Raw genomic sequence first — 25,852 nt, forward strand, 5'->3', positions numbered from 1 at the left:
GGTCTCCCCATGCGAGAGTAGGGAACTGCCAGGCATCAAATAAGCAAAAAGCCCTGTACTGACGTACAGGGCTTTTTGCGCTTTCACAGATATCCTCTTATCCCTCTCCCTGGTATAACCACAAGCCATACTGCTGCTTATGCTGTAAACTAAGCGCGATTTTGCATCAGGAAAGCGTCTATGAATCACTCCCTTAAACCCTGGAATACCTTCGGTATTGAACAATGTGCTAACGCAATTGTTTGTGCTGAAAATGAACAACAAGTACTGAACGCATGGCAATTAGCAGACTCACTTGGTCATCCGGTATTGATACTGGGTGAGGGGAGTAATGTGCTCTTCCTTGAACCTTTCCGGGGGACGGTGATTATTAACCGTATCAAGGGCATTGCAGTGACGGAAAAAACGGATGCGTGGCACTTGCATGTCGGTGCGGGTGAAAACTGGCATCATCTGGTGCAGTACTCTCTTCAGCAGGGAATGCCGGGTCTGGAAAATCTGGCGCTAATTCCTGGCTGTGTTGGTTCATCCCCTATCCAGAATATCGGCGCTTATGGCGTAGAGCTACAACGTGTCTGCGAATACGTTGACTGCGTTGAATTGTCGACAGGCAAACATCTGCGCGTAAGAGCTGAAGAATGCCGTTTTGGTTATCGTGACAGCATTTTCAAACATGAATATCAAGATCGCTTCGTGATTGTTGCCGTTGGCCTGCGCTTGCCTAAACATTGGCAGCCGGTACTGACTTACGGAGATCTCGCGCGTCTGGATCCTGCAACGGTCACACCTCAGCAAGTTTTTGATTCCGTCTGCCATATGCGTATAACAAAGCTACCCGATCCGAAAGTAAACGGTAATGCAGGTAGCTTCTTTAAAAACCCGGTTATCGCAGCGGAGATTGCACAGACGCTGCTGTCAAAATTCCCTGGTGCGCCACATTATCCGCAGGTGGATGGTTCGGTGAAACTGGCTGCAGGCTGGCTCATCGACCAGTGTCAATTGAAAGGCGTGGGTATTGGTGGTGCTGCTGTACACCGCCAGCAGGCACTGGTGCTGATCAATGCAGATAATGCGACAAGTGAAGACGTTGTTCAGCTTGCACACCTTGTGCGTGAGAAAGTGGGTGAAAAATTTAATGTCTGGCTGGAGCCAGAGGTTCGCTTCATTGGACCTACAGGTGAGATAAACGCTGTGGAGGTCATCGCATGAAGGATAATACCGTTCCCCTGACGCTCATTTCTTTATTGGCCGATGGTGAGTTTCATTCTGGTGAGCAATTGGGTGAAAAGCTTGGAATGAGTCGCGCGGCAATTAACAAGCATATCCAGACGTTACGCGACTGGGGAGTGGATGTGTTTACCGTGCCAGGCAAAGGATACAGCTTGCCGGAGCCGATACAATTACTGGATGCTTCTCGTATTCTTAGTCAACTGGATGGCGGCACTGTTTCCGTACTTCCCGTTATAGATTCTACGAATCAGTACTTACTGGACCGTATTGGCCAGTTGAATTCTGGTGATGCCTGCGTGGCAGAATACCAGCAGGCAGGCCGTGGGCGACGTGGGCGCAAATGGTTTTCACCGTTTGGTGCCAATCTGTACCTTTCTATGTTCTGGCGTCTGGAGCAAGGCCCGGCAGCGGCGATTGGTCTGAGTCTGGTCATCGGTATCGTCATGGCAGAGGTGCTGCGTGATCTGGGTGCTGAGAAAGTACGGGTGAAATGGCCTAACGACCTTTACCTTCAGGATCGGAAACTTGCCGGTATCCTTGTCGAGTTAACAGGAAAAACAGGCGATGCTGCGCAAATTGTCATCGGTGCAGGGATCAATATGGCGATGCGCCGTGTTGAAGAAGGGATAGTGAATCAGGGATGGATTAACCTGCAGGAAGCCGGGATTACCCTTGACCGCAATACACTGGCTGCGAGACTTATTAGAGAGCTTCGCGCCGCACTGGAATTATTTGAACAAGAAGGGTTGACCCCGTATCTGTCTCGCTGGGAAAAACTGGATAACTTTATTAACCGACCTGTGAAGCTGATCATCGGTGATAAAGAAATATTTGGTATTTCGCGAGGAATAGATACTCAGGGAGCATTACTGCTTGAACAGGATGGTGAGATTAAATCCTGGATGGGCGGGGAAATATCGCTGAGAAGCGCAGAATAATAACAAGGGGAGCAATGGCTCCCCTGTTAAATTATTTTCTCAGCCGCACTTGTTCAACGGCGTGATTGGCACTCTTCGTCATGATGAGGCTGGCACGCTCACGAGTTGGTAGTATATTTTGCTTTAGATTCAACCAGTTGATTTCTTTCCATAGCGATGTTGCTGTATTGATAGCTTCATCTTTAGATAATTTTGCATAGTTATGGAAATAAGAGTCTGGATCGGTAAACGCCCCTTCGCGGAACTTAAGGAAGCGGTTGATATACCACGATTGAAGTAACTCTTCTGGTGCGTCTACATAGATAGAAAAATCGACAAAATCAGAAACAAATACATGATGCGGATCGTGCGGATAGTCCATTCCGCTTTGCAATACATTTAATCCTTCAAGAATCAATATATCAGGCTGCGCAACCGTTTTATCCCCATCCGGGATCACATCATAAATTAAATGTGAGTAGACCGGGGCCGTGACGTTTGGCACGCCTGATTTGAGATCAGAAACGAATTGCACCAGGCGACGCATATCGTAAGACTCAGGGAATCCTTTCTTCTTCATCAAGCCGCGATCTTTTAAAACCTGATTAGGATAAAGGAAACCATCCGTCGTAATCAATTCAACGCGACGGTGTTCTGGCCAGCGGCTCAGTAGTGCTTGCAGGACACGCGCAGTGGTGCTTTTACCGACCGCAACGCTGCCCGCAATGCTAATGATGTAAGGAATGCGCTGACCGTTAGTCCCTAAAAATTGCTCCAGAACCGCCTGGCGACGCAGGTTTGAACTGATGTAAAAATTGAGCAGGCGTGAAAGGGGTAAATAGATCTCGGCAACTTCTTCCAGCGACAAATCTTCATTAATACCTTTGAGTCGCGCAACCTCATCCTCTGCCAACGTCATTGGCACGGAATCACGGAGTGCAGCCCATTGGTTGCGATCAAACTGTAGGTAAGGCGTCATTAACGTTTGCTCTTTTATACTCATAAGCATGTTTCTGACTGTCATTGCTCTATCAGGTCAATGATAAAAAGGCGAATCATCCCCAGCATGCAATGGCACGTCACATTTCAGTTAATTTGGACAATGGGCAGGAGGGTAACACCAGATGGGAGGGAATAATAAGAAAAAATATCTCATGAGAAACTTTAGCTGGGGAACAATGTGGCGGATATACCCTATGCATAAGAGGTGAGTTCTCTTCATTAGTGATCCTAAATCGCTGCGATAAAGGTGGTTGAAGCTGAAAAAATGCACATACAGGAATGGAAATCGACTATTTATCGGCCTTGTAGTGCAAAATGTGAGCGAAAGAACATTTTATGCAATTTTTTAGTTGCATGAGTGCGAATGTCTCCATAAAATGCGCGCTACTTGATGCCGACTTAGCTCAGTAGGTAGAGCAACTGACTTGTAATCAGTAGGTCACCAGTTCGATTCCGGTAGTCGGCACCATCAAGTCCGGTGGGGTTCCCGAGCGGCCAAAGGGAGCAGACTGTAAATCTGCCGTCACAGACTTCGAAGGTTCGAATCCTTCCCCCACCACCACTTTCTGGCAGCGTTTTCGCCGCCTGGGTTGATTAAAAAATTAATCAACTCAAAACATAAAAAGAGAGCAATCTCTTTTTTGTTACAGAAAGAACTGGGTAGCCGAGTTTCAGGATGCGGGCATCGTATAATGGCTATTACCTCAGCCTTCCAAGCTGATGATGCGGGTTCGATTCCCGCTGCCCGCTCCAAGACGTGCTGATATGGCTCAGTTGGTAGAGCGCACCCTTGGTAAGGGTGAGGTCCCCAGTTCGACTCTGGGTATCAGCACCACTTCACTTCTCCTTCCCGTTTCTCTCTGTTTACCGTTAAAAACATTCAACAGTTCAGGCATATCGCCTGGTTGATGTGGTGATATCACCGATTTATCCGTGTCTTAGAGGGACAATCGATGTCTAAAGAAAAGTTTGAACGTACAAAACCGCACGTTAACGTCGGTACTATCGGCCACGTTGACCATGGTAAAACAACGCTGACCGCTGCCATCACTACCGTACTGGCTAAAACCTACGGCGGTGCTGCTCGCGCATTCGACCAGATCGATAACGCGCCGGAAGAAAAAGCTCGTGGTATCACCATCAACACGTCTCACGTTGAATATGACACCCCGACTCGCCACTACGCACACGTAGACTGCCCGGGCCACGCCGACTATGTTAAAAACATGATCACCGGTGCTGCGCAGATGGACGGCGCGATCCTGGTTGTTGCTGCGACTGACGGCCCGATGCCGCAGACTCGTGAGCACATCCTGCTGGGTCGTCAGGTAGGCGTTCCGTTCATCATCGTGTTCCTGAACAAATGCGACATGGTTGATGACGAAGAGCTGCTGGAACTGGTAGAAATGGAAGTTCGTGAACTTCTGTCTCAGTACGATTTCCCGGGCGACGACACTCCGATCGTTCGTGGTTCTGCTCTGAAAGCGCTGGAAGGCGAAGCAGAGTGGGAAGCGAAAATCATCGAACTGGCTGGCTTCCTGGATTCTTACATCCCGGAACCAGAGCGTGCGATTGACAAGCCGTTCCTGCTGCCTATCGAAGACGTATTCTCCATCTCCGGTCGTGGTACCGTTGTTACCGGTCGTGTAGAGCGCGGTATTGTTAAAGTTGGCGAAGAAGTTGAAATCGTTGGTATCAAAGAGACTGCCAAGTCTACCTGTACTGGCGTTGAAATGTTCCGCAAACTGCTGGACGAAGGCCGTGCTGGTGAGAACGTTGGTGTTCTGCTGCGTGGTATCAAACGTGAAGAAATCGAACGTGGTCAGGTACTGGCTAAACCGGGCACCATCAAGCCGCACACCCAGTTCGAATCTGAAGTTTATATCCTGTCCAAAGACGAAGGCGGCCGTCATACTCCGTTCTTCAAAGGCTACCGTCCGCAGTTCTACTTCCGTACTACTGACGTGACTGGTACCATCGAACTGCCGGAAGGCGTAGAGATGGTAATGCCGGGCGACAACATCAAAATGGTTGTTACCCTGATTCACCCGATCGCGATGGACGACGGTCTGCGTTTCGCAATCCGTGAAGGCGGCCGTACTGTAGGCGCGGGCGTTGTTGCTAAAGTTATCGCTTAATCGCTGATAACATTTGACGCAATGCGCAATAAAAGGGCATCATTTGATGCCCTTTTTGCACGCTTTCGAACCAGAACCTGGCTCATCAGTGATTTTTTTTGTCATAATCATTGCTGAGACAGGCTCTGTAGAGGGCGTTTAGTCCGAAACTCACCAGAGCATTTCGGTTTGGATTGCCTCGCTTACGCGGGGTGAAAATGTTTGTAGAATACTTCTGACAGGTTGGTTTATGAGTGCGAATACCGAAGCTCAAGGAAGCGGGCGTGGCCTGGAAGCGATGAAGTGGGTGGCTGTAGCCCTATTGCTGCTTGTGGCTATCGTTGGCAACTACCTCTATCGTGACATGATGCTGCCGCTACGTGCGCTGGCCGTAGTGATTCTGATTGCGGCAGCGGGTGGTGTTGCGCTGTTGACGACAAAAGGTAAAGCGACGGTTGCTTTTGCCCGTGAAGCGCGTACTGAAGTCCGTAAGGTCATTTGGCCGACTCGCCAGGAAACATTGCACACCACACTGATCGTGGCTGCGGTTACTGCAGTAATGTCACTAATCCTGTGGGGGCTGGATGGTATTCTGGTCCGCCTGGTATCCTTTATCACTGGCCTGAGGTTCTGAGATGTCTGAAGCTCCTAAAAAGCGCTGGTACGTCGTTCAGGCGTTTTCCGGTTTTGAAGGCCGCGTAGCGACGTCGCTGCGTGAGCATATCAAATTACACAATATGGAAGAGTTGTTTGGTGAAGTCATGGTGCCGACCGAAGAAGTGGTCGAAATCCGTGGTGGCCAGCGTCGCAAAAGCGAGCGCAAATTCTTCCCGGGCTACGTACTGGTCCAGATGGTGATGAACGACGCGAGCTGGCACCTGGTGCGCAGCGTACCGCGTGTGATGGGCTTCATCGGTGGTACTTCCGACCGTCCGGCGCCAATCAGCGATAAAGAAGTTGATGCGATTATGAACCGCCTGCAGCAGGTGGGTGATAAGCCGCGTCCGAAAACGCTGTTTGAACCGGGTGAGATGGTTCGTGTTAGCGATGGTCCGTTTGCTGACTTTAACGGCGTGGTTGAAGAAGTCGACTACGAGAAGTCTCGCCTGAAAGTTTCCGTTTCTATCTTCGGTCGTGCGACTCCGGTAGAACTGGATTTTGCTCAGGTTGAAAAAGCCTAACACGGCGATCAAAAAAGCGGCGATTTAATCGTTGCACAAGGCGCGAGATTGGAATACAATTTCGCGCCTTTTGTTTTTATGGATTCCATCCGTAAAACGAATTTTATCACGGGGAGCCTCTTTGAGGCGCTATAACCCAACCAGAGGAATTTAGAATGGCTAAGAAAGTACAAGCCTATGTCAAGCTGCAGGTTGCAGCTGGTATGGCTAACCCGAGTCCGCCGGTAGGTCCAGCACTGGGTCAACAAGGCGTGAACATCATGGAATTCTGCAAAGCGTTCAACGCAAAAACTGATTCCATGGAAAAAGGTCTGCCGATCCCGGTTGTTATTACCGTTTACGCTGACCGTTCTTTCACTTTCGTTACCAAAACGCCTCCGGCAGCAGTACTGCTGAAGAAAGCGGCTGGTATCAAGTCTGGTTCCGGCAAGCCGAACAAAGACAAAGTGGGTAAAATTTCCCGCGCTCAGCTGCAGGAAATCGCGCAGACCAAAGCTGCCGACATGACTGGTTCCGACATTGAAGCGATGACTCGCTCCATTGAAGGTACTGCACGTTCCATGGGCCTGGTAGTGGAGGATTAAGAAATGGCTAAACTGACCAAGCGTATGCGCGTGATCCGTGACAAAGTTGATGCAACTAAACAGTACGACATCAACGAAGCTATTGCTCTGCTGAAAGAGCTGGCCACCGCTAAATTCGTAGAAAGCGTGGACGTTGCCGTTAACCTCGGCATCGATGCTCGTAAATCTGACCAGAACGTACGTGGTGCAACTGTACTGCCGCACGGTACTGGCCGTTCCGTTCGCGTAGCCGTATTTACCCAGGGTGCAAACGCTGAAGCTGCTAAAGCTGCAGGTGCTGAACTGGTAGGTATGGAAGATCTGGCTGACCAGATCAAAAAAGGCGAAATGAACTTTGACGTTGTTATTGCTTCCCCGGATGCAATGCGCGTTGTTGGCCAGCTGGGTCAGGTTCTGGGTCCGCGCGGCCTGATGCCAAACCCGAAAGTTGGTACTGTAACTCCTAACGTTGCTGAAGCGGTTAAGAACGCTAAAGCAGGTCAGGTTCGTTACCGTAACGACAAAAACGGCATCATCCACACCACCATCGGTAAAGTGGATTTTGACGCTGACAAACTGAAAGAAAACCTGGAATCTCTGCTGGTTGCGCTGAAAAAAGCGAAACCGACTCAGGCGAAAGGCGTGTACATCAAGAAAGTTAGCCTCTCCACCACCATGGGTGCTGGCGTTGCCGTTGATCAAGCTGGTCTGAGCGCTTCTGCGAACTAAGATTAGCTTTACGTGGGCGGTGGATTTGTCTACAATTCTACCCCCACGTTTGTTAACGAAAGTTAGCAGATAAAAAGATTTGTTCGTTGGAGCCTGGCCTATCCAGGCCTCCGTCGAAGACCGCAGGTGTTTCGTAAGAAGCTTAATGCCCTGCGTAGACGGTGACAGAACGCTAAGATTATTTCTGATACTCTGGCTTGTTTCTGCTCACCGTATTTAGACGCTCTGTCCGTTGGGAAGAGTGAAGTGAGTTCCGGAACATGAGTTCCGGCAAACATCCAGGAGCAAAGCTAATGGCTTTAAATCTTCAAGACAAACAAGCGATTGTTGCTGAAGTCAGCGAAGTAGCCAAAGGCGCGCTGTCTGCAGTAGTTGCGGATTCCCGTGGCGTAACTGTAGACAAAATGACTGAACTGCGTAAAGCAGGTCGCGAAGCCGGCGTATACATGCGTGTTGTTCGTAACACCCTGCTGCGCCGTGTTGTTGAAGGTACTCAGTTTGAGTGCCTGAAAGACGCGTTCGTTGGTCCGACCCTGATTGCATATTCTATGGAACACCCGGGCGCAGCTGCTCGTCTGTTCAAAGATTTCGCGAAAGCGAATGCAAAATTTGAGGTCAAAGCCGCAGCCTTTGAAGGTGAATTGATCCCGGCATCGCAAATCGATCGCCTGGCAACTCTGCCGACCTACGAAGAAGCAATTGCACGCCTGATGGCAACCATGAAAGAAGCTTCGGCTGGTAAACTGGTTCGCACTCTGGCTGCTGTTCGCGATGCGAAAGAAGCTGCTTAATCGCAGTTATCTTTATCAAGCATCTGCTTACGTATAAACTTATTCTGATTTTCAGGAACAATTTAAATGTCTATCACTAAAGATCAAATCATTGAAGCAGTATCCGCTATGTCTGTAATGGACGTTGTAGAACTGATTTCTGCAATGGAAGAAAAATTCGGTGTTTCCGCTGCTGCTGCTGTAGCTGTAGCTGCTGGCCCGGCTGAAGTTGCTGAAGAAAAAACTGAATTCGACGTAATTCTGAAAGCTGCTGGCGCTAACAAAGTTGCTGTTATCAAAGCAGTACGTAGCGCAACTGGCCTGGGTCTGAAAGAAGCTAAAGACCTGGTAGAATCTGCTCCGGCCGCTCTGAAAGAAGGCGTGAGCAAAGATGACGCAGAAGCACTGAAAAAATCTCTGGAAGAAGCTGGCGCTGAAGTTGAAGTTAAATAAGCCAACTTTTCTGGTTGCAGCCTGAGAAATTAGGCTGATGGCTGGTGACTTTTTAGTCACCAGCCTTTTTGCGCTGTAAGGCGCCAGTAGCATTTCACACTGTTTGACTACTGTTGTGCCTTTCAATGCTTGTTTCTATCGACGACTTAATATACTGCGACAGGGTGCTCGCTCTGTGTAAATCGCAACGAAATGGTTTAAGCGTGATAGCAACAGGCATTGCGGAAAGTATTCAATTTTCCGATCAACAAAATAGTGTTGCACAAACTGTCCCTTCGTCGGACAGATGGGTCGACTTGTCAGCGAGCTGAGGAACCCTATGGTTTACTCCTATACCGAGAAAAAACGTATTCGTAAGGATTTTGGTAAACGTCCACAAGTTCTGGACATACCTTATCTCCTTTCTATCCAGCTTGACTCGTTTCAGAAGTTTATCGAGCAAGATCCTGAAGGGCAGTACGGTCTGGAAGCAGCCTTCCGTTCCGTGTTCCCGATTCAGAGCTACAGCGGTAATTCCGAGCTGCAATACGTCAGCTACCGCCTTGGCGAACCGGTGTTTGACGTTCAGGAATGTCAGATCCGTGGCGTGACCTATTCCGCACCGCTGCGCGTCAAACTGCGTCTGGTGATCTACGAGCGCGAAGCGCCGGAAGGCACCGTAAAAGACATTAAAGAACAAGAAGTCTACATGGGCGAAATTCCGCTCATGACTGACAACGGTACTTTTGTTATCAACGGTACTGAGCGTGTTATCGTTTCTCAGTTGCACCGTAGTCCGGGCGTCTTCTTTGACTCCGACAAAGGTAAAACCCACTCTTCGGGTAAAGTACTGTATAACGCGCGTATCATCCCTTACCGTGGTTCCTGGCTGGACTTCGAATTCGATCCGAAGGACAACCTGTTCGTACGTATTGACCGTCGCCGCAAACTGCCTGCGACCATTATTCTGCGTGCGCTGAACTACACCACTGAGCAGATCCTTGACCTGTTCTTTGAGAAAGTTGTTTTCGAAATTCGCGACAACAAGCTGCAGATGGAACTGGTGCCGGAACGCCTGCGTGGCGAAACCGCATCTTTTGACATCGAAGCTAACGGCAAAGTGTACGTCGAAAAAGGTCGTCGCATTACTGCGCGCCACATTCGCCAACTGGAAAAAGACGATATCAAACATATCGAAGTTCCGGTTGAATACATTGCTGGCAAAGTGGCGTCTAAAGACTACGTTGACGAATCTACTGGCGAGCTGATCTGCGCAGCGAACATGGAGCTGAGCCTGGATCTGCTGGCTAAGCTGAGCCAGTCTGGCCACAAACGTATCGAAACGCTGTTCACCAACGATCTGGACCACGGTCCGTACATCTCTGAGACTGTACGCGTCGACCCAACCAACGATCGTCTGAGCGCGCTGGTAGAAATCTACCGCATGATGCGCCCAGGTGAACCGCCGACGCGTGAAGCGGCTGAAAGCCTGTTTGAGAACCTGTTCTTCTCCGAAGACCGCTATGACCTGTCTGCGGTTGGTCGTATGAAGTTCAACCGTTCTCTGCTGCGCGACGAAATCGAAGGTTCCGGTATCCTGAGCAAAGACGACATCATTGAAGTGATGAAGAAGCTCATCGATATCCGTAACGGTAAAGGCGAAGTCGATGATATCGACCACCTCGGCAACCGTCGTATCCGTTCCGTAGGCGAAATGGCGGAAAACCAGTTCCGCGTTGGCCTGGTACGTGTAGAGCGTGCGGTGAAAGAGCGTCTGTCTCTGGGCGATCTGGATACCCTGATGCCTCAGGATATGATCAACGCCAAACCGATTTCTGCCGCAGTGAAAGAGTTCTTTGGTTCCAGCCAGCTGTCTCAGTTTATGGACCAGAACAACCCGCTGTCTGAGATTACGCACAAACGTCGTATCTCCGCACTCGGCCCAGGCGGTCTGACCCGTGAACGCGCAGGCTTTGAAGTTCGAGACGTACACCCGACTCACTACGGTCGCGTATGTCCAATCGAAACGCCTGAAGGTCCGAACATCGGTCTGATCAACTCCCTGTCCGTGTACGCACAGACTAACGAATATGGCTTCCTTGAGACGCCGTACCGTCGTGTTGTTGATGGTGTGGTAACTGACGAAATTCATTACCTGTCTGCTATTGAAGAAGGCAACTTCGTTATCGCTCAGGCGAACTCCAACCTGGATGACGAAGGGCACTTTGTAGAAGATCTGGTTACCTGCCGTAGCAAAGGCGAATCCAGCTTGTTCAGCCGCGACCAGGTTGACTACATGGACGTATCCACTCAACAGGTGGTATCCGTCGGTGCGTCCCTGATCCCGTTCCTGGAACACGATGACGCCAACCGTGCATTGATGGGTGCGAACATGCAACGTCAGGCGGTTCCGACTCTGCGCGCTGATAAGCCGCTGGTTGGTACCGGTATGGAACGTGCTGTTGCCGTTGACTCCGGTGTAACTGCGGTGGCTAAACGTGGCGGTACCGTTCAGTACGTGGATGCTTCCCGTATCGTTATCAAAGTTAACGAAGACGAGATGTACCCGGGCGAAGCAGGTATCGACATCTATAACCTGACCAAATATACCCGTTCTAACCAGAACACCTGTATCAACCAGATGCCGTGTGTGTCTCTGGGTGAGCCGGTTGAACGTGGTGATGTTCTGGCAGACGGCCCGTCCACTGACCTCGGTGAACTGGCGCTTGGTCAGAACATGCGCGTGGCGTTCATGCCATGGAACGGTTACAACTTCGAAGACTCCATCCTCGTTTCCGAGCGTGTTGTTCAGGAAGACCGTTTCACCACTATCCACATTCAGGAACTGGCATGTGTGTCCCGTGACACCAAGCTGGGGCCAGAAGAGATCACCGCTGACATCCCGAACGTGGGTGAAGCTGCGCTCTCCAAACTGGATGAATCCGGTATCGTTTATATCGGCGCAGAAGTGACCGGTGGCGACATTCTGGTTGGTAAGGTAACGCCGAAAGGTGAAACCCAGCTGACGCCAGAAGAGAAACTGCTGCGTGCGATCTTCGGTGAGAAAGCGTCTGACGTTAAAGACTCTTCTCTGCGCGTACCAAACGGTGTTTCCGGTACGATTATCGACGTTCAGGTCTTTACTCGCGATGGCGTAGAAAAAGACAAACGTGCGCTGGAAATCGAAGAGATGCAGCTGAAGCAGGCGAAGAAAGACCTGTCTGAAGAACTGCAGATCCTCGAAGCTGGCCTGTTTAGCCGTATCTACGCGGTGCTGGTTGCCGGTGGTGTTGAAGCTGAGAAGCTCGACAAACTGCCTCGCGATCGCTGGCTGGAACTGGGCCTGACCGACGAAGAGAAACAGAATCAGCTGGAACAGCTGGCTGAACAGTACGACGAGCTGAAGCACGAGTTCGAGAAGAAACTCGAAGCGAAACGCCGCAAAATCACTCAGGGCGACGATCTGGCACCGGGCGTGCTGAAGATTGTTAAGGTTTATCTGGCGGTTAAACGTCGGATCCAGCCTGGTGATAAGATGGCAGGTCGTCACGGTAACAAGGGTGTTATTTCTAAGATCAACCCGATCGAAGATATGCCTTACGATGAAAACGGCACGCCGGTAGACATCGTACTGAACCCGCTGGGCGTACCGTCTCGTATGAACATCGGTCAGATTCTGGAAACCCACCTGGGTATGGCTGCGAAAGGCATTGGCGATAAGATCAACGCCATGCTGAAACAGCAGCAAGAAGTCGCGAAACTGCGCGAGTTCATCCAGCGTGCGTACGATCTGGGCTCTGACGTTCGTCAGAAAGTTGACCTGAACACCTTCAGCGATGATGAAGTTCTGCGTCTGGCTGAAAACCTGAAAAAAGGTATGCCGATCGCAACGCCGGTCTTCGACGGTGCGAAAGAGTCTGAAATCAAGGAACTGTTACAGCTGGGTGGCCTGCCGACTTCCGGTCAGATCACACTGTTCGACGGTCGTACCGGTGAGCAATTCGAGCGCCAGGTTACCGTTGGCTACATGTACATGCTGAAACTGAACCACCTGGTTGATGACAAGATGCATGCGCGTTCTACCGGTTCTTACAGCCTGGTTACTCAGCAGCCGCTGGGTGGTAAGGCGCAGTTCGGTGGTCAGCGCTTCGGGGAGATGGAAGTGTGGGCGCTGGAAGCATATGGCGCGGCATACACCCTGCAGGAAATGCTCACCGTTAAGTCTGATGACGTGAACGGCCGTACCAAGATGTATAAAAACATCGTAGACGGTAACCATCAGATGGAGCCGGGCATGCCAGAATCCTTCAACGTACTGTTGAAAGAGATTCGTTCGCTGGGTATCAACATCGAGCTGGAAGACGAGTAACTCTCGCTCAAACAGGTCACTGGTGCTGGCGTAACAGCCAGCACCAGATTGTGCTAACTCCGACGGGAGCAAATCCGTGAAAGACTTATTAAAGTTTCTGAAAGCGCAAACTAAAACCGAAGAGTTTGATGCGATCAAAATTGCTCTGGCCTCGCCAGACATGATCCGTTCATGGTCTTTTGGTGAAGTTAAGAAGCCGGAAACCATTAACTACCGTACGTTCAAGCCTGAGCGTGACGGCCTTTTCTGCGCCCGTATCTTTGGGCCAGTAAAAGACTACGAGTGCCTGTGCGGTAAGTACAAGCGCCTGAAACACCGTGGTGTGATCTGTGAGAAGTGCGGCGTTGAAGTGACCCAGACTAAAGTACGCCGTGAGCGTATGGGCCACATCGAGCTGGCGTCTCCGACTGCGCACATCTGGTTCCTGAAATCTCTGCCGTCCCGTATCGGCCTGCTGCTCGATATGCCGCTGCGCGATATCGAACGCGTGCTGTACTTCGAATCCTATGTGGTTATCGAAGGCGGTATGACCAATCTGGAACGCCAGCAGATCCTGACTGAAGAACAGTATCTGGATGCGCTGGAAGAGTTCGGTGACGAATTCGACGCGAAGATGGGTGCGGAAGCTATTCAGGCCCTGCTGAAGAGCATGGATCTGGAGCAAGAGTGTGAAACTCTGCGCGAAGAGCTGAACGAAACCAACTCCGAAACCAAGCGTAAGAAGCTGACCAAGCGTATCAAACTGCTGGAAGCGTTCGTTCAGTCTGGCAACAAGCCGGAGTGGATGATCCTGACCGTTCTGCCGGTTCTGCCGCCAGATCTGCGTCCGCTGGTTCCGCTGGATGGTGGTCGTTTCGCAACGTCGGATCTGAACGATCTGTATCGTCGCGTTATCAACCGTAACAACCGTCTGAAACGTCTGCTGGATCTGGCTGCGCCGGACATCATCGTACGTAACGAAAAACGTATGCTGCAGGAAGCGGTTGACGCCCTGCTGGATAACGGTCGTCGCGGTCGTGCGATCACCGGTTCTAACAAGCGTCCTCTGAAATCTTTGGCCGACATGATCAAAGGTAAACAGGGTCGTTTCCGTCAGAACCTGCTCGGTAAGCGTGTTGACTACTCCGGTCGTTCTGTAATCACCGTAGGTCCATACCTGCGTCTGCATCAGTGCGGTCTGCCGAAGAAAATGGCACTGGAGCTGTTCAAACCGTTCATCTACGGCAAGCTGGAACTGCGTGGCCTCGCCACCACCATCAAAGCCGCTAAGAAAATGGTTGAGCGTGAAGAAGCTGTCGTTTGGGATATCCTGGACGAAGTTATCCGCGAACACCCGGTACTGCTGAACCGTGCACCAACACTGCACCGTCTGGGTATCCAGGCATTTGAACCGGTACTGATCGAAGGTAAAGCTATCCAGCTGCACCCGCTGGTTTGTGCGGCATACAACGCCGACTTCGATGGTGACCAGATGGCTGTTCACGTACCGCTGACGCTGGAAGCCCAGCTGGAAGCGCGTGCGCTGATGATGTCTACCAACAACATCCTGTCTCCGGCGAACGGCGAACCTATCATCGTTCCGTCTCAGGACGTTGTATTGGGTCTGTACTACATGACCCGTGACTGTGTTAACGCCAAAGGCGAAGGCATGGTGCTGACTGGCCCGAAAGAAGCTGAGCGTATTTATCGCGCTGGCCTGGCCTCTCTGCATGCGCGCGTTAAAGTGCGTATCACTGAATACGAAAAAGATGAAAACGGCGAATTCGTCGCGGTTACCAGCATTAAAGACACGACCGTTGGCCGTGCCATTCTGTGGATGATCGTACCGAAAGGTCTGCCTTTCTCCATCGTCAACCAGGCGCTGGGTAAGAAAGCAATCTCCAAAATGCTGAACACCTGTTACCGCATTCTGGGTCTGAAGCCGACCGTTATCTTCGCTGACCAGACGATGTACACCGGCTTTGCTTATGCAGCGCGTTCAGGTGCATCTGTTGGTATTGATGACATGGTCATCCCAGAGAAGAAACACGAGATCATCTCTGAAGCGGAAGCTGAAGTTGCTGAGATCCAGGAGCAGTTCCAGTCTGGTCTGGTAACCGCGGGCGAACGCTATAACAAAGTTATCGATATCTGGGCTGCGGCGAACGATCGTGTATCCAAAGCGATGATGGACAACCTGCAAACCGAAACCGTTATTAACCGTGACGGCGTAGAAGAGCAGCAGGTGTCTTTCAACAGCATCTACATGATGGCCGACTCCGGTGCGCGTGGTTCTGCAGCACAGATTCGTCAGCTGGCTGGTATGCGTGGTCTGATGGCGAAGCCAGATGGCTCCATCATCGAAACGCCAATCACCGCGAACTTCCGTGAAGGTCTGAACGTACTCCAGTACTTCATCTCGACTCACGGTGCTCGTAAAGGTCTGGCGGATACCGCACTGAAAACTGCGAACTCCGGTTATCTGACGCGTCGTCTGGTTGACGTTGCACAGGATCTGGTCGTAACCGAAGACGATTGTGGCACCCTCGAAGGTATCACCATGACCCCGGTTATCGAGGGTGGTGACGTTAAAGAGCCGCTGCGCGATCGCGTTCTGGGTCGTGTGACTGCAGAAGACGTGCTGAAGCCGGGTACGGCGGACATTCTGGTTCCACGCAACACGCTGCTGCACGAACAGTGGTGTGACCTGCTGGAAGCGAACTCCGTTGACTCCGTCAAGGTTCGTTCCGTTGTATCTTGTGACACCGACTTTGGTGTATGTGCGCACTGCTATGGTCGTGACCTGGCGCGTGGCCACATCATCAACAAAGGTGAAGCTATCGGTGTTATCGCGGCACAGTCCATCGGTGAACCGGGTACACAGCTGACGATGCGTACGTTCCACATCGGTGGTGCGGCATCTCGTGCGGCTGCTGAATCCAGCATCCAGGTGAAAAATAAAGGTAGCATCCGCCTGAGCAACGCGAAGTCGGTTGTGAACTCCAGCGGTAAACTGGTTATCACCTCCCGTAACACTGAACTGAAACTGATCGACGAATTCGGCCGTACCAAAGAAAGCTATAAAGTGCCTTACGGCTCCGTTATGGCGAAAGGTGATGGCGAACAGGTTGCTGGCGGCGAAACCGTTGCAAACTGGGATCCGCACACCATGCCGGTTATCACCGAAGTGAGTGGTTTCGTCCGCTTCACTGACATGATCGACGGCCAGACCATTACTCGTCAGACTGACGAGCTGACCGGTCTGTCTTCTCTGGTGGTTCTGGATTCTGCAGAGCGTACTGCGGGTGGTAAAGACCTGCGTCCGGCACTGAAAATTGTTGATGCTCAGGGCAACGATGTTCTGATCCCAGGCACCGATATGCCTGCTCAGTACTTCCTGCCGGGTAAAGCGATTGTTCAGCTGGAAGATGGCGTACAGATCAGTTCTGGTGACACCCTGGCGCGTGTACCGCAGGAATCCGGCGGTACCAAGGACATCACCGGTGGTCTGCCGCGCGTTGCGGACCTGTTCGAAGCACGTCGTCCGAAAGAGCCGGCAATCCTGGCGGAAATCAGCGGTATCATTTCCTTCGGTAAAGAAACCAAAGGGAAGCGTCGTCTGGTGATCACGCCGTTAGACGGTAGCGATCCGTACGAAGAGATGATTCCGAAATGGCGTCAGCTCAACGTGTTCGAAGGTGAACGTGTAGAACGTGGTGATGTGGTTTCCGACGGTCCGGAAGCACCGCATGACATCCTGCGTCTTCGTGGCGTACACGCGGTAACGCGTTACATCACCAACGAAGTACAGGACGTATACCGTCTGCAAGGCGTTAAGATTAACGATAAACACATTGAAGTTATCGTTCGTCAGATGCTGCGTAAAGCGACCATCGAAAGTGCAGGTAGCTCCGACTTCCTGGAAGGCGAGCAGGTTGAATACTCCCGCGTCAAGATCGCTAACCGCGACCTGGAAGCGAACGGCAAAGTTGCGGCAACATATTCCCGCGACCTGCTGGGTATCACCAAAGCGTCTCTGGCAACCGAGTCCTTCATCTCTGCAGCATCGTTCCAGGAGACCACACGTGTCCTGACCGAAGCCGCAGTAGCGGGCAAACGCGACGAACTGCGCGGTCTGAAAGAGAACGTTATCGTGGGTCGTCTGATCCCGGCTGGTACCGGTTATGCGTACCACCAGGATCGTATGCGCCGCCGTGCCGCTGGCGAATTGCCTGCAGCACCGCAGGTGACTGCTGAAGATGCGACTGCCAGCCTGGCAGAGTTGCTGAACGCAGGCCTGGGTGGTTCTGACAACGATTAATCGTTGATGACCATAATAAAAAACCCGCTTCGGCGGGTTTTTTTTTGCCTTCGGGCATGCCGTTTGTAGGCCGGATAAGTCGCTTGTGACGCTATCCGGCAAAACATGATGCGTATTAATTTACCGGTGGCAATCGGCGATAAAGTTCAATCATATCCCCCGCCAGATCCTGAATCACCATGGCGTTCATCAGATGGTCCTGGGAGTGAACGGTGATGAGATTCACCGGTAATTTGCCCGTACCTTCGTCAATACCGATAAGCTGCGTCTGGATTTTATGCGCCACTTTAACGTAATCGCGTGACTCTTCCATCGCCTGCTCTGCACCCGCAAAATCGCCTTTACGTGCCAGTTGTAGTGCTATCAACGCCTGGCTGCGTGCGGCGCCTGCATTCACCAGTAGCTCCATGATGATAGTTTCTAACTCTTCCATGTCCTTACTCCATCAGCTTAAGGGCTTTCTCCAGCACGACATCGCCTTTCATCATGCCGTAATCCATCATATCGATCACTGCGACTTTCTTACCTAATGGGTCGGCAAGCGCCTGAAGCTTCGCCTGCTCGTACTTCACCTGTGGACCAAGCAGGACAATATCCGCCGCCGCAATATTCTCTTTGAATTCCGCAACAGGAACAGCCTTGATACTGACCTCAACGCCTTTTTTTTGCGCAGCGTCTTTCATTCGTTGTACCAACATACTGGTGGACATTCCGGCAGCACAGCATAAAACGATATTCTTCATAATGGGCTCTCACAATTTCCCTGGTCATTCATCTTTAGTCCCTGACAGGGGAGAGGACAACTGTCTTAAAGTGAATGTGTGTAAAGCATCACAAAGATACGCCATAAAAAATGAAACCGGTTACGGTAAGGCAGGAAGCATCAAAAAGGCCCGTCTCGGCGGGCCTGGTGCTTTAGGATATTTACAGAAGAGGCGTTGGCAGGATCCGGTTTTTTCCCTGCTGTTTGGCGAGATAAAGCGCTTCATCGGCACCGATGATTAACTGTTCCAGCGATTCCATATTCCACTCTTTCATACCTGCGCTGAAGGTGACGGTCAGATTCTCTTCACGCCAGGCTCTCTGCTCTACGATCGTGCGCCATTGTTCAAGCAACGTAAAAGCCTCTTTAGCATGAACGCCAGCAAAGAGAACGGCAAATTCTTCACCGCCATAACGGTAAAGGGAAACAGAATGGGGCTGCATTACCTGAATGCCTTCACGAGCCACGTTACGCAGAACGATGTCGCCGCTCAGATGTCCCCAGGTGTCGTTGATAGATTTAAAATTATCAATGTCCACCAGCGCCAGGGTGAAGGGTTGGTGATCGTTCATCAGCGCGGCAATGTCACTGTCGAATGCGCGACGGTTTTTGCAGCCAGTCAGTGCGTCAATTGTCGCCTGGCGGACATAGGCCATCTCACGTTCTTTATTTAACTCGATGGCCTTACTGAGCATGGCTTCCAGTCGGGGCGCCCGATTAACATCTCCGGTCTTGATGGCGTTGATGATGTTCATCAATACCGTTCGGGAGGTATGCCGCAGATAAAGCCCAAACAGCACGACCATCATGGCTGCCAGCGCGAATCCCCAGGACACAATATTGGTTTCGTGGCGAGTGAGGTCCATCAGCATGGTGTCAGAGACCCGGTAAACGACAAACCAGTCTGGATTCGTAAACGAGTAGTAGTAGTACCAGGTATTGCTTTTTGAATCGAAAACATACCCTTCGCCGCTGGTCATCCTGTCCATCATCTTTTCACTGACATATTGTTTAAATAACGCGCCAGTATCCGGATGTAGCACGACTTTCCCGTCACGGTCAGCGACAAAAAACTCCCCCTGAACAGGGGCAACCATCTGGCGCAGGGTATAACTCATTGACGTGAGATCCAGGTGGAACGCGATACTGCCTTTCAGTCTTCCTTCAGGTGAAATGACCGGCTTGTAGATGGCCACCGTTGGGTAATGGGTGAAGTAGTCCATGTGAGGATTTGTATAGTGACTGAATGTACTGGCTTTTGCCTGGTGTACAAACCATGGACGCGTTTTGGCATCAAAGGCTTTGCTATTTTCATCGGTTAACACTTCCGGGGCTCGCAGGTAGTTGCCTTCGGTATCCGCCAGCGAGATGGAAGAGACGGTTGGCATCAGCGTCTGTAACTGCATTAACAACCTCAGACCTTCTTCCGTATCGATATTCACCGTTTCATTTAGCTTGTCACCACGGGAAAAGAAGGTCGCTGCGCGTGCGAGGATATAGTCGTTTTCGCGTAGCAACGACTCGGTATAGTTAACCGCAAGGTTATGCGTGAAGTTGCGGTTAATGTTGTGGTAATCCTCCAGGAAATCTTTTCGCTGGGTGAAGGTGATGAAAATTGCGATCAGAATAAAACTGAGCAAAATCCCCCCGAAACTCACTAACATGGGGGTCGTGAAGGAAAGTTTTCTATTGTGACGTGCCATTGGCTGTGGGTCATCCCTGAAGGTGTAAGTCCTGAAAAGGTGAGTAAAGCCGACAACAGAGTTCCGTACATCAGGACAGAATCTATGCAATTATAGCTGTGAGGGTATAGCTAAAGATGATTTATCTTAAAAACAAATAAGATTGTCCCTGCTTATGTCGTAAAGAGAATTTTGTGCTGCATAGCGGTTGAGGGCAGGGCGAAAACGAGGAAGAAAAATTCCGCCCTGGTCAGCTTCCGTTGCTGACATCGACAACATAAAAAAACGGGAGTCTGAACGCTATCTCCCGTTTTTCACATTACGTACGGGCTCGTAAATTATTCAGCCGATTACAATCTGATTCACCGCGCTTGCGAGGCACGCCCCAGATAGCTGTCCCAATCTTTCCAGACCGGCTGTAATCCTTGCGCCGCCAGCGCCCCGGCAACATCTTCAGGACGCCGGGCGTCGTGCGGGGAAAACTGCTCCAGCTCAGGGTGATCGTCAGCATAACCGCCTGGTTGTGTCTTCGAAAACGCGCTGACATTGTTAATCGCCAGGGGAATAACGTGATCGCGAAACCACGGCGATTCACGTGTAGAGAGCGACAGTTCGATCTCCGGAGCAAGCAGGCGAAATGCGCAGATGGTTTGTACCAGTTGACGCTCATCCATGATGGACGCGGGCTCAATCCCCCCCGTGCACGGGCGCAGACGTGGGAAAGAGATTGAGTAGCGGCTCTGCCAGTACTGTTTCTGCATCCAGAGCAGATGCTCAGCCACCATATAACAATCTACCCGCCAACTGTCAGACAGACCAATCAGCGAACCCAGCCCGATTTTATCGATCCCCGCACGACCCAGCCTGTCTGGTGTTTCCAGTCGCCAGAAGAAGTCCTGCTTTTTCCCTTTCAGATGGTGCTGTGCGTACATCGCCTGATGGTAGGTTTCCTGATAGACCATTACACCATCCAGCCCCAGAGTTTTGAGCTCGGCGTACTCTGCCTCTGACAGCGGTTGCACTTCCATCTGTAAAGAGGAGAACTGGCAGCGGATGGCAGGCAGATGGCGGCGAAAATAGTCCATGCCCACTTTTGCCTGATGCTCCCCGGTCACCAGCAGCAGGTGCTCAAATCCCAGGGCACGAATGGCTTCACATTCACGGGAAATCTCTTTGTCATCCAGCGTCTTGCGCTTGATGCGGTTGCTCATTGAAAAGCCGCAATAGGTGCAGTCATTGGCGCAAAGGTTGGAAAGATAGAGCGGAACGTAAAAACTGACCGTATTACCAAACCGCTGTCGGGTAAGGCGTTGCGCCTTTTGTGCCAGCGGCTCGAGGTACGCACTTGCCGCAGGAGAGAGCAGCGCCATCATGTCATCGCGACCCAACTGCGTTGCATTCAGCGCCCGTTCGACGTCAGCAGCCGTTTTGCTGTTGATGCGCAGACGGATATCGTCCCAGTCCAACTCGCGCCAGCGGTCGGTGAACGTTTTCATGCCGATGTCTCCAGGAATCCGGTTAACGGGCTGGTGGGTTGAGCATTTACGCTACGTCTTCCCGGTACGGCCTGACGCGCCAGAATGCCCGCTTCCACTGCCAAACGGAATGCCTTCGCCATCATCACCGGATCGTCAGCCACAGCGATCGCTGTATTGACCAGCACGGCGTCGGCACCCATTTCCAGGGCCTGTGTGGCATGGCTGGGGACACCGATCCCCGCATCGACGACGACCGGGACGGTTGACTGCTGGATGATAATCTCCAGCATGGCTCGGGTTTCCAGCCCCTGATTTGAACCAATCGGCGCGCCGAGCGGCATCACGGCGGCGCAGCCGACCTCTTCAAGACGTTTGCACAGCACCGGGTCGGCACCGCAGTAGGGCAACACCACAAATCCCTGTTTGACCAGCGCCTCGGCGGCTTTCAGTGTTTCTATCGGGTCCGGCAGCAACCAGCGCGCGTCGGGGTGAATTTCCAGTTTTAGCCAGTGGGTGCCCAGTGCTTCCCGCGCTAATTGCGCGGCAAAAATGGCCTCCTCAGCCGTTTTAGCACCGGAGGTATTGGGCAACAGCGTGACGCCCGCTTCCAATAACGGCGCCAGAATAGCGTCGTTGTGCTGACGCAAGTCAACGCGCTTCATCGCCAGCGTCACAAGCTCGCTGCCGGAGGCGCGAATCGCCTCAGCCATTAAAGATGAAGAGGCGAATTTCCCTGTCCCCGTGAACAGGTGTGAGTCGAACGTTTTATCTGCGATACGTAACATATCAGCCCCCGGCAATAACCTGAAAAAGCAGGATCTGATCACCGTCCTGCACAATGTGATGTTCCCACTGTTCGCGCGGCAGGATCTGTTGATTGAGCGCCAGCGCGGCACCAGGCTTGAGTTGGTCGAGCTGATTCAGCAGGTCGGTAACAGACACTCCCACTGCGCACTGCATCGACTCATCATTGAACTGAATCTGCATGTTGCCCTCCACATACCGGGCAGTCGCTGGCGCGTTGTAACGCCAGGCTGCGCCACTGGCTGGTTTTGGCGTCAAACAGACGCAGTTTGCCCGTGGGCGTTTCCATGCCGTTCAGGAGTTTAATGGCCTCCAGCGCCTGCAATGTGCCCATCACGCCGACCACTGGCCCCACGATGCCGGCGGTACGGCAGTTGCGTTCCGGCTCTTCGTCGTCCGGCCACAGGCAGCGATAACAGCCCTGCTCCCAGGGAGGCGTCAGAACCATTAATTGACCGCCAAAGCCAACGGCGCTGGCGGTAATCAGTGGCGTATTGAGCGCGACGCAGGCGGCGTTGATCGCCTGGCGGGTGGCCATGTTGTCGGTACAATCCAGTACCACATCAGCATTTGCGACCGCGTGTCGAAGCGCATCGCCGGAGAGACGTTGCTGTAACGCCACCAGTTCAATATCCGGGTTGAGACGCGCCAGTCTCTGCTTCGTGACGTGCGATTTCGGGCGGGCGATATCATCGGTAGTGAAGAGAATTTGCCGTTGCAGGTTACTCAGATGTACATCGTCATCGTCAGCCAGAACCAACGTGCCGATGCCCGCGCCCGCAAGATAGAGCGCGGCGGGCGAGCCTAATCCGCCTAAACCGATGACCAGCACGTGGCTTGCGAGCAGCTTTTGCTGCCCTTCAATCGCGATATCGCCAAGCAAGATCTGGCGGCTGTAGCGCATAAAGTCACGATCATTCATCGCCAGCTCCTGCTACCGAAAGCAACTGCGCGGTGGCGGCACGCCAGTCTGTTGCCTGCGTAATCGCGCTGACGACGGCAATACTGCCGACCCCGGTAGCCAGTACCGTAGGCGCGCGCTCAAGGCTAATCCCGCCGATGGCGACGGCAGGATAATCAGCCAGACGTTCAATATGGCGTGCCAGCTGTTCCAGCCCTTGCGGGGCGGAGGGCATCTGTTTGGTTTGTGTTGGGAAGACATGCCCCAGCGCGATATACGAAGGACGCGCGGCCAGCGCCACGTCAATTTCCATATCATCATGGGTCGAGACGCCAAGGCGCAGCCCTGCCGCCTGAATCGCCTTCAGATCGGTGGTTTCGAGATCTTCCTGACCCAGATGGACACCGTACGCGTTGTGCTTGATCGCCAGTCGCCAGTAGTCGTTGATGAACAACCGGGCGTCAAAACGACGCCCCAGCGTAATCGCGGCGATAACGTCCGCTTCCACGTCTTCATCGCGCTTATCTTTAATCCGCAGTTGGATCGTGCGCACGCCCGCCTCCAGCAGGCGTTCAATCCAGAGTACGCTGTCTACCACCGGATAAAGTCCGAGACGGAAAGGGACGGTGGGGAAATCAGGCTGGTACATCAGGCTTCCTCCCGCTTCAGATAGATCTCACCGCCTTTGGCACGGAAGTTCTCCGACATGTCTGCCATGCCCACTTCAATGGTTTGCGCGGCGGCGTAGTCGCGAACTTCCTGGCTGATTTTCATCGAGCAGAACTTCGGCCCACACATGGAGCAGAAGTGGGCGACTTTGCCGGATTCCTGTGGCAGCGTTTCATCGTGGTACGCACGGGCGGTGAATGGGTCGAGGGCCAGGTTAAACTGGTCTTCCCAACGGAATTCGAAGCGCGCTTTCGACATGGCGTTATCGCGGATTTGCGCGCCCGGGTGGCCCTTCGCCAGGTCGGCGGCGTGCGCGGCGATCTTGTAGGTGATCAGCCCCTGTTTCACATCTTCTTTGTTTGGCAGGCCGAGGTGCTCTTTCGGGGTGACGTAGCAGAGCATCGCGCAGCCAAACCAGCCAATCATCGCTGCGCCAATCCCGGAAGTGAAATGGTCATAGCCCGGTGCGATATCGGTGGTCAATGGGCCTAAGGTATAGAACGGCGCTTCATGACAGTGCTCCAGCTCTTCGGTCATGTTGCGACGGATCATCTGCATCGGGACATGCCCTGGGCCTTCGATCATCACCTGCACGTCATATTCCCAGGCGATTTTGGTCAGTTCGCCGAGCGTATGCAGTTCGGCAAACTGTGCTTCGTCGTTGGCGTCACGAACGGAGCCAGGACGCAGGCCATCGCCGAGAGAGAGCGCAACGTCGTAGGCGGCGCAGATTTCGCAAATCTCGCGGAAGTGCTCGTAGAGGAAGTTTTCCTGATGATGGGACAGGCACCATTTCGCCATAATTGAACCGCCGCGCGAGACAATCCCCGTCAGGCGTTTGGCTGTCATCGGCACATAGCGCAACAGGACGCCTGCATGGATGGTGAAGTAGTCGACACCTTGTTCGGCCTGCTCCAGCAGCGTATCGCGGAAGGCTTCCCAGGTCAGATCTTCGGCGATCCCATTGACCTTCTCCAGCGCTTGGTAGATCGGCACTGTACCGATCGGCACCGGGCTGTTACGCAGGATCCACTCGCGGGTTTCGTGGATATAGCGGCCTGTTGAAAGGTCCATCACCGTATCTGCTCCCCAGCGTGTGGACCAGACCAGTTTTTCGACCTCTTCTTCGATGGAAGAGGTCACCGCAGAATTGCCGATATTGGCGTTTACTTTGACCAGGAAGTTGCGGCCGATAATCATCGGCTCAGATTCCGGATGGTTAATGTTCGCAGGAATAATCGCGCGTCCGGCGGCCACTTCATCACGGACAAACTCCGGAGTGATGTTTTCCGGCAGGCGTGCGCCAAAGCCTTCGCCTGGATGCTGGTGGCGTAACACCTCACTGCGAATGCGCTCGCGCCCCATGTTTTCACGGATAGCGATGAACTCCATCTCCGGCGTGACGATACCCTGGCGCGCATAATGCAATTGCGTGACGCATTTTCCGGCTTTGGCACGTTTCGGCGTTAACAGGCCAGTGAAACGGAGTTCATCCAGACCGTCATCGGCCAGGCGCTCTTTGGTATAGGCTGAGCTGCGATCGGTCAGTGCTTCACTGTCAGCGCGGGCATCAATCCACGGTTGACGCAGTTTTGCCAGACCCTGTTCAACATTAATCGCGATATCAGGATCGCCATACGGGCCCGAGGTGTCATACACCGGAATGGCTTCGTTTTCTTCGTATTGTGGATGGTCTTTTGTGCCGCCGGTTAACGTCGGACTAAGCTGGATTTCGCGCATTGGGATGCGGATATCCGCCTGCGAGCCGGTGATATAGATCCGTCTGGAGTTAGGAAAGGCAGTACCTTCTAGCGTATTGATGAAGTGTTGTGCTTGTTCGCGTTGCTGGCGACGGGTTAATTTTGTTGCAGACATAGCTCATTCCAAAAAAGTAAGGACGTGGCTTGTCAGACGACGGATGAAGCAAGAGAGACGATCGCCGCAA

The 25,852-nt window shown here is 52.3% G+C and carries 21 protein-coding genes, 4 tRNA genes and 1 pseudogene; 15 read left to right on the forward strand and 11 right to left on the reverse strand.

All coding sequences use genetic code 11. The features are described 5' to 3' along the window. The first annotated feature begins 180 nt into the window (after window positions 1–180). Window positions 181–1,209: a UDP-N-acetylmuramate dehydrogenase gene (murB, locus tag AC07UY_RS20740; protein ID WP_494701870.1), complete on the forward strand. Its 1,029-nt coding sequence runs from the start codon at window positions 181–183 to the stop codon at window positions 1,207–1,209. Next, window positions 1,206–2,168, forward strand: a complete 963-nt coding sequence (gene birA, locus AC07UY_RS20745; protein ID WP_494661678.1) for a bifunctional biotin--[acetyl-CoA-carboxylase] ligase/biotin operon repressor BirA — start codon at window positions 1,206–1,208, stop codon at window positions 2,166–2,168. Before murB ends, birA begins: the two co-directional genes overlap by 4 nt. Before the next feature lie 31 nt (window positions 2,169–2,199). Here birA and coaA read toward each other — a convergent pair whose 3' ends face one another. Beyond that, window positions 2,200–3,150, reverse strand: a complete 951-nt coding sequence (gene coaA / locus AC07UY_RS20750; protein WP_203359348.1) for a type I pantothenate kinase — start codon at window positions 3,148–3,150, stop codon at window positions 2,200–2,202. 292 nt (window positions 3,151–3,442) lie between these two features. After that, window positions 3,443–3,523, reverse strand: a pseudogene (locus AC07UY_RS20755) (hypothetical protein); the annotation flags it as partial. A 19-nt stretch (window positions 3,524–3,542) separates the two neighbouring features. On the opposite strand from AC07UY_RS20755, the gene AC07UY_RS20760 reads away from it, so the two are divergent. From AC07UY_RS20760 to rpoC, 13 genes are all read left to right on the forward strand, one after another. Beyond that, window positions 3,543–3,618: transfer RNA gene (locus AC07UY_RS20760), tRNA-Thr, on the forward strand. Between the two features lie 8 nt (window positions 3,619–3,626). Next, window positions 3,627–3,711, forward strand: a tRNA-Tyr gene (locus AC07UY_RS20765). A 116-nt stretch (window positions 3,712–3,827) separates the two neighbouring features. After that, window positions 3,828–3,902, forward strand: a tRNA-Gly gene (locus AC07UY_RS20770). 6 nt (window positions 3,903–3,908) lie between these two features. Beyond that, window positions 3,909–3,984, forward strand: a tRNA-Thr gene (locus AC07UY_RS20775). Between the two features lie 118 nt (window positions 3,985–4,102). Beyond that, window positions 4,103–5,287, forward strand: a complete 1,185-nt coding sequence (tuf, locus tag AC07UY_RS20780; RefSeq protein ID WP_494661679.1) for an elongation factor Tu — start codon at window positions 4,103–4,105, stop codon at window positions 5,285–5,287. A 229-nt stretch (window positions 5,288–5,516) separates the two neighbouring features. Next, window positions 5,517–5,900, forward strand: a complete 384-nt coding sequence (gene secE / locus AC07UY_RS20785) for a preprotein translocase subunit SecE (RefSeq protein WP_162379675.1) — start codon at window positions 5,517–5,519, stop codon at window positions 5,898–5,900. A 1-nt stretch (window position 5,901) separates the two neighbouring features. Continuing rightward, window positions 5,902–6,447, forward strand: a complete 546-nt coding sequence (nusG, locus tag AC07UY_RS20790) for a transcription termination/antitermination protein NusG (protein WP_002438628.1) — start codon at window positions 5,902–5,904, stop codon at window positions 6,445–6,447. A gap of 155 nt (window positions 6,448–6,602) precedes the next feature. After that, on the forward strand, window positions 6,603–7,031 hold the full coding sequence (rplK, locus tag AC07UY_RS20795) for a 50S ribosomal protein L11 (RefSeq protein WP_003033122.1): 429 nt from the start codon (window positions 6,603–6,605) through the stop codon (window positions 7,029–7,031). A 3-nt stretch (window positions 7,032–7,034) separates the two neighbouring features. Continuing rightward, window positions 7,035–7,739 (forward strand): 50S ribosomal protein L1, encoded by a 705-nt coding sequence (gene rplA / locus AC07UY_RS20800; protein WP_162379676.1) that lies wholly within the window; start codon window positions 7,035–7,037, stop codon window positions 7,737–7,739. A 293-nt stretch (window positions 7,740–8,032) separates the two neighbouring features. Then, on the forward strand, window positions 8,033–8,530 hold the full coding sequence (gene rplJ, locus AC07UY_RS20805; protein WP_007704673.1) for a 50S ribosomal protein L10: 498 nt from the start codon (window positions 8,033–8,035) through the stop codon (window positions 8,528–8,530). Between the two features lie 66 nt (window positions 8,531–8,596). Continuing rightward, window positions 8,597–8,962, forward strand: coding sequence for a 50S ribosomal protein L7/L12 (gene rplL / locus AC07UY_RS20810; RefSeq protein ID WP_162379677.1), 366 nt, complete (start codon window positions 8,597–8,599; stop codon window positions 8,960–8,962). A gap of 319 nt (window positions 8,963–9,281) precedes the next feature. Next, a complete protein-coding gene (gene rpoB, locus AC07UY_RS20815; RefSeq protein ID WP_203359346.1) occupies window positions 9,282–13,310 on the forward strand; it encodes a DNA-directed RNA polymerase subunit beta in 4,029 nt (1,342 codons plus the stop codon). A 76-nt stretch (window positions 13,311–13,386) separates the two neighbouring features. Further along, the gene (gene rpoC, locus AC07UY_RS20820; protein ID WP_203359345.1) at window positions 13,387–17,610 is read left to right on the forward strand and encodes a DNA-directed RNA polymerase subunit beta'; all 4,224 of its coding nucleotides are present in this window, start codon (window positions 13,387–13,389) and stop codon (window positions 17,608–17,610) included. Between the two features lie 115 nt (window positions 17,611–17,725). Here the strand turns inward: rpoC and AC07UY_RS20825 are convergent, their stop codons facing one another. The 9 genes from AC07UY_RS20825 to thiC form a co-directional block, all read right to left on the reverse strand. After that, window positions 17,726–18,043, reverse strand: coding sequence for a PTS lactose/cellobiose transporter subunit IIA (locus AC07UY_RS20825; protein ID WP_494701869.1), 318 nt, complete (start codon window positions 18,041–18,043; stop codon window positions 17,726–17,728). Between the two features lie 4 nt (window positions 18,044–18,047). Continuing rightward, window positions 18,048–18,353, reverse strand: coding sequence for a PTS sugar transporter subunit IIB (locus tag AC07UY_RS20830; protein WP_192613831.1), 306 nt, complete (start codon window positions 18,351–18,353; stop codon window positions 18,048–18,050). A 181-nt stretch (window positions 18,354–18,534) separates the two neighbouring features. Then, the gene (locus tag AC07UY_RS20835) at window positions 18,535–20,076 is read right to left on the reverse strand and encodes a sensor domain-containing diguanylate cyclase (protein WP_494701868.1); all 1,542 of its coding nucleotides are present in this window, start codon (window positions 20,074–20,076) and stop codon (window positions 18,535–18,537) included. Between the two features lie 341 nt (window positions 20,077–20,417). Then, window positions 20,418–21,551 (reverse strand): 2-iminoacetate synthase ThiH, encoded by a 1,134-nt coding sequence (gene thiH, locus AC07UY_RS20840; RefSeq protein WP_494701867.1) that lies wholly within the window; start codon window positions 21,549–21,551, stop codon window positions 20,418–20,420. Next, complete coding sequence (thiG, locus tag AC07UY_RS20845) at window positions 21,548–22,318, reverse strand: thiazole synthase (RefSeq protein ID WP_494701866.1); 771 nt, start codon at window positions 22,316–22,318, stop codon at window positions 21,548–21,550. The genes thiH and thiG overlap by 4 nt, the downstream gene beginning before the upstream one ends. 1 nt (window position 22,319) lies before the next feature. Further along, entirely contained in the window at window positions 22,320–22,520 is a 201-nt protein-coding gene (gene thiS / locus AC07UY_RS20850; RefSeq protein ID WP_301703124.1) for a sulfur carrier protein ThiS, read from the reverse strand. Next, window positions 22,501–23,259 (reverse strand): thiazole biosynthesis adenylyltransferase ThiF, encoded by a 759-nt coding sequence (thiF, locus tag AC07UY_RS20855; protein WP_494661683.1) that lies wholly within the window; start codon window positions 23,257–23,259, stop codon window positions 22,501–22,503. Before thiF ends, thiS begins: the two co-directional genes overlap by 20 nt. Beyond that, the gene (gene thiE, locus AC07UY_RS20860) at window positions 23,252–23,887 is read right to left on the reverse strand and encodes a thiamine phosphate synthase (protein WP_494661684.1); all 636 of its coding nucleotides are present in this window, start codon (window positions 23,885–23,887) and stop codon (window positions 23,252–23,254) included. The genes thiF and thiE overlap by 8 nt, the downstream gene beginning before the upstream one ends. Beyond that, window positions 23,887–25,782 carry a phosphomethylpyrimidine synthase ThiC gene (thiC, locus tag AC07UY_RS20865; protein WP_494701865.1) on the reverse strand — a complete coding sequence of 632 codons (1,896 nt, stop codon included), beginning with the start codon at window positions 25,780–25,782 and terminating at the stop codon, window positions 23,887–23,889. Before thiC ends, thiE begins: the two co-directional genes overlap by 1 nt. Between the last annotated feature and the right edge of the window lie 70 nt (window positions 25,783–25,852).

The sequence above is a fragment of the Citrobacter sp. GW821-FHT02E08 genome, from assembly GCF_059421685.1.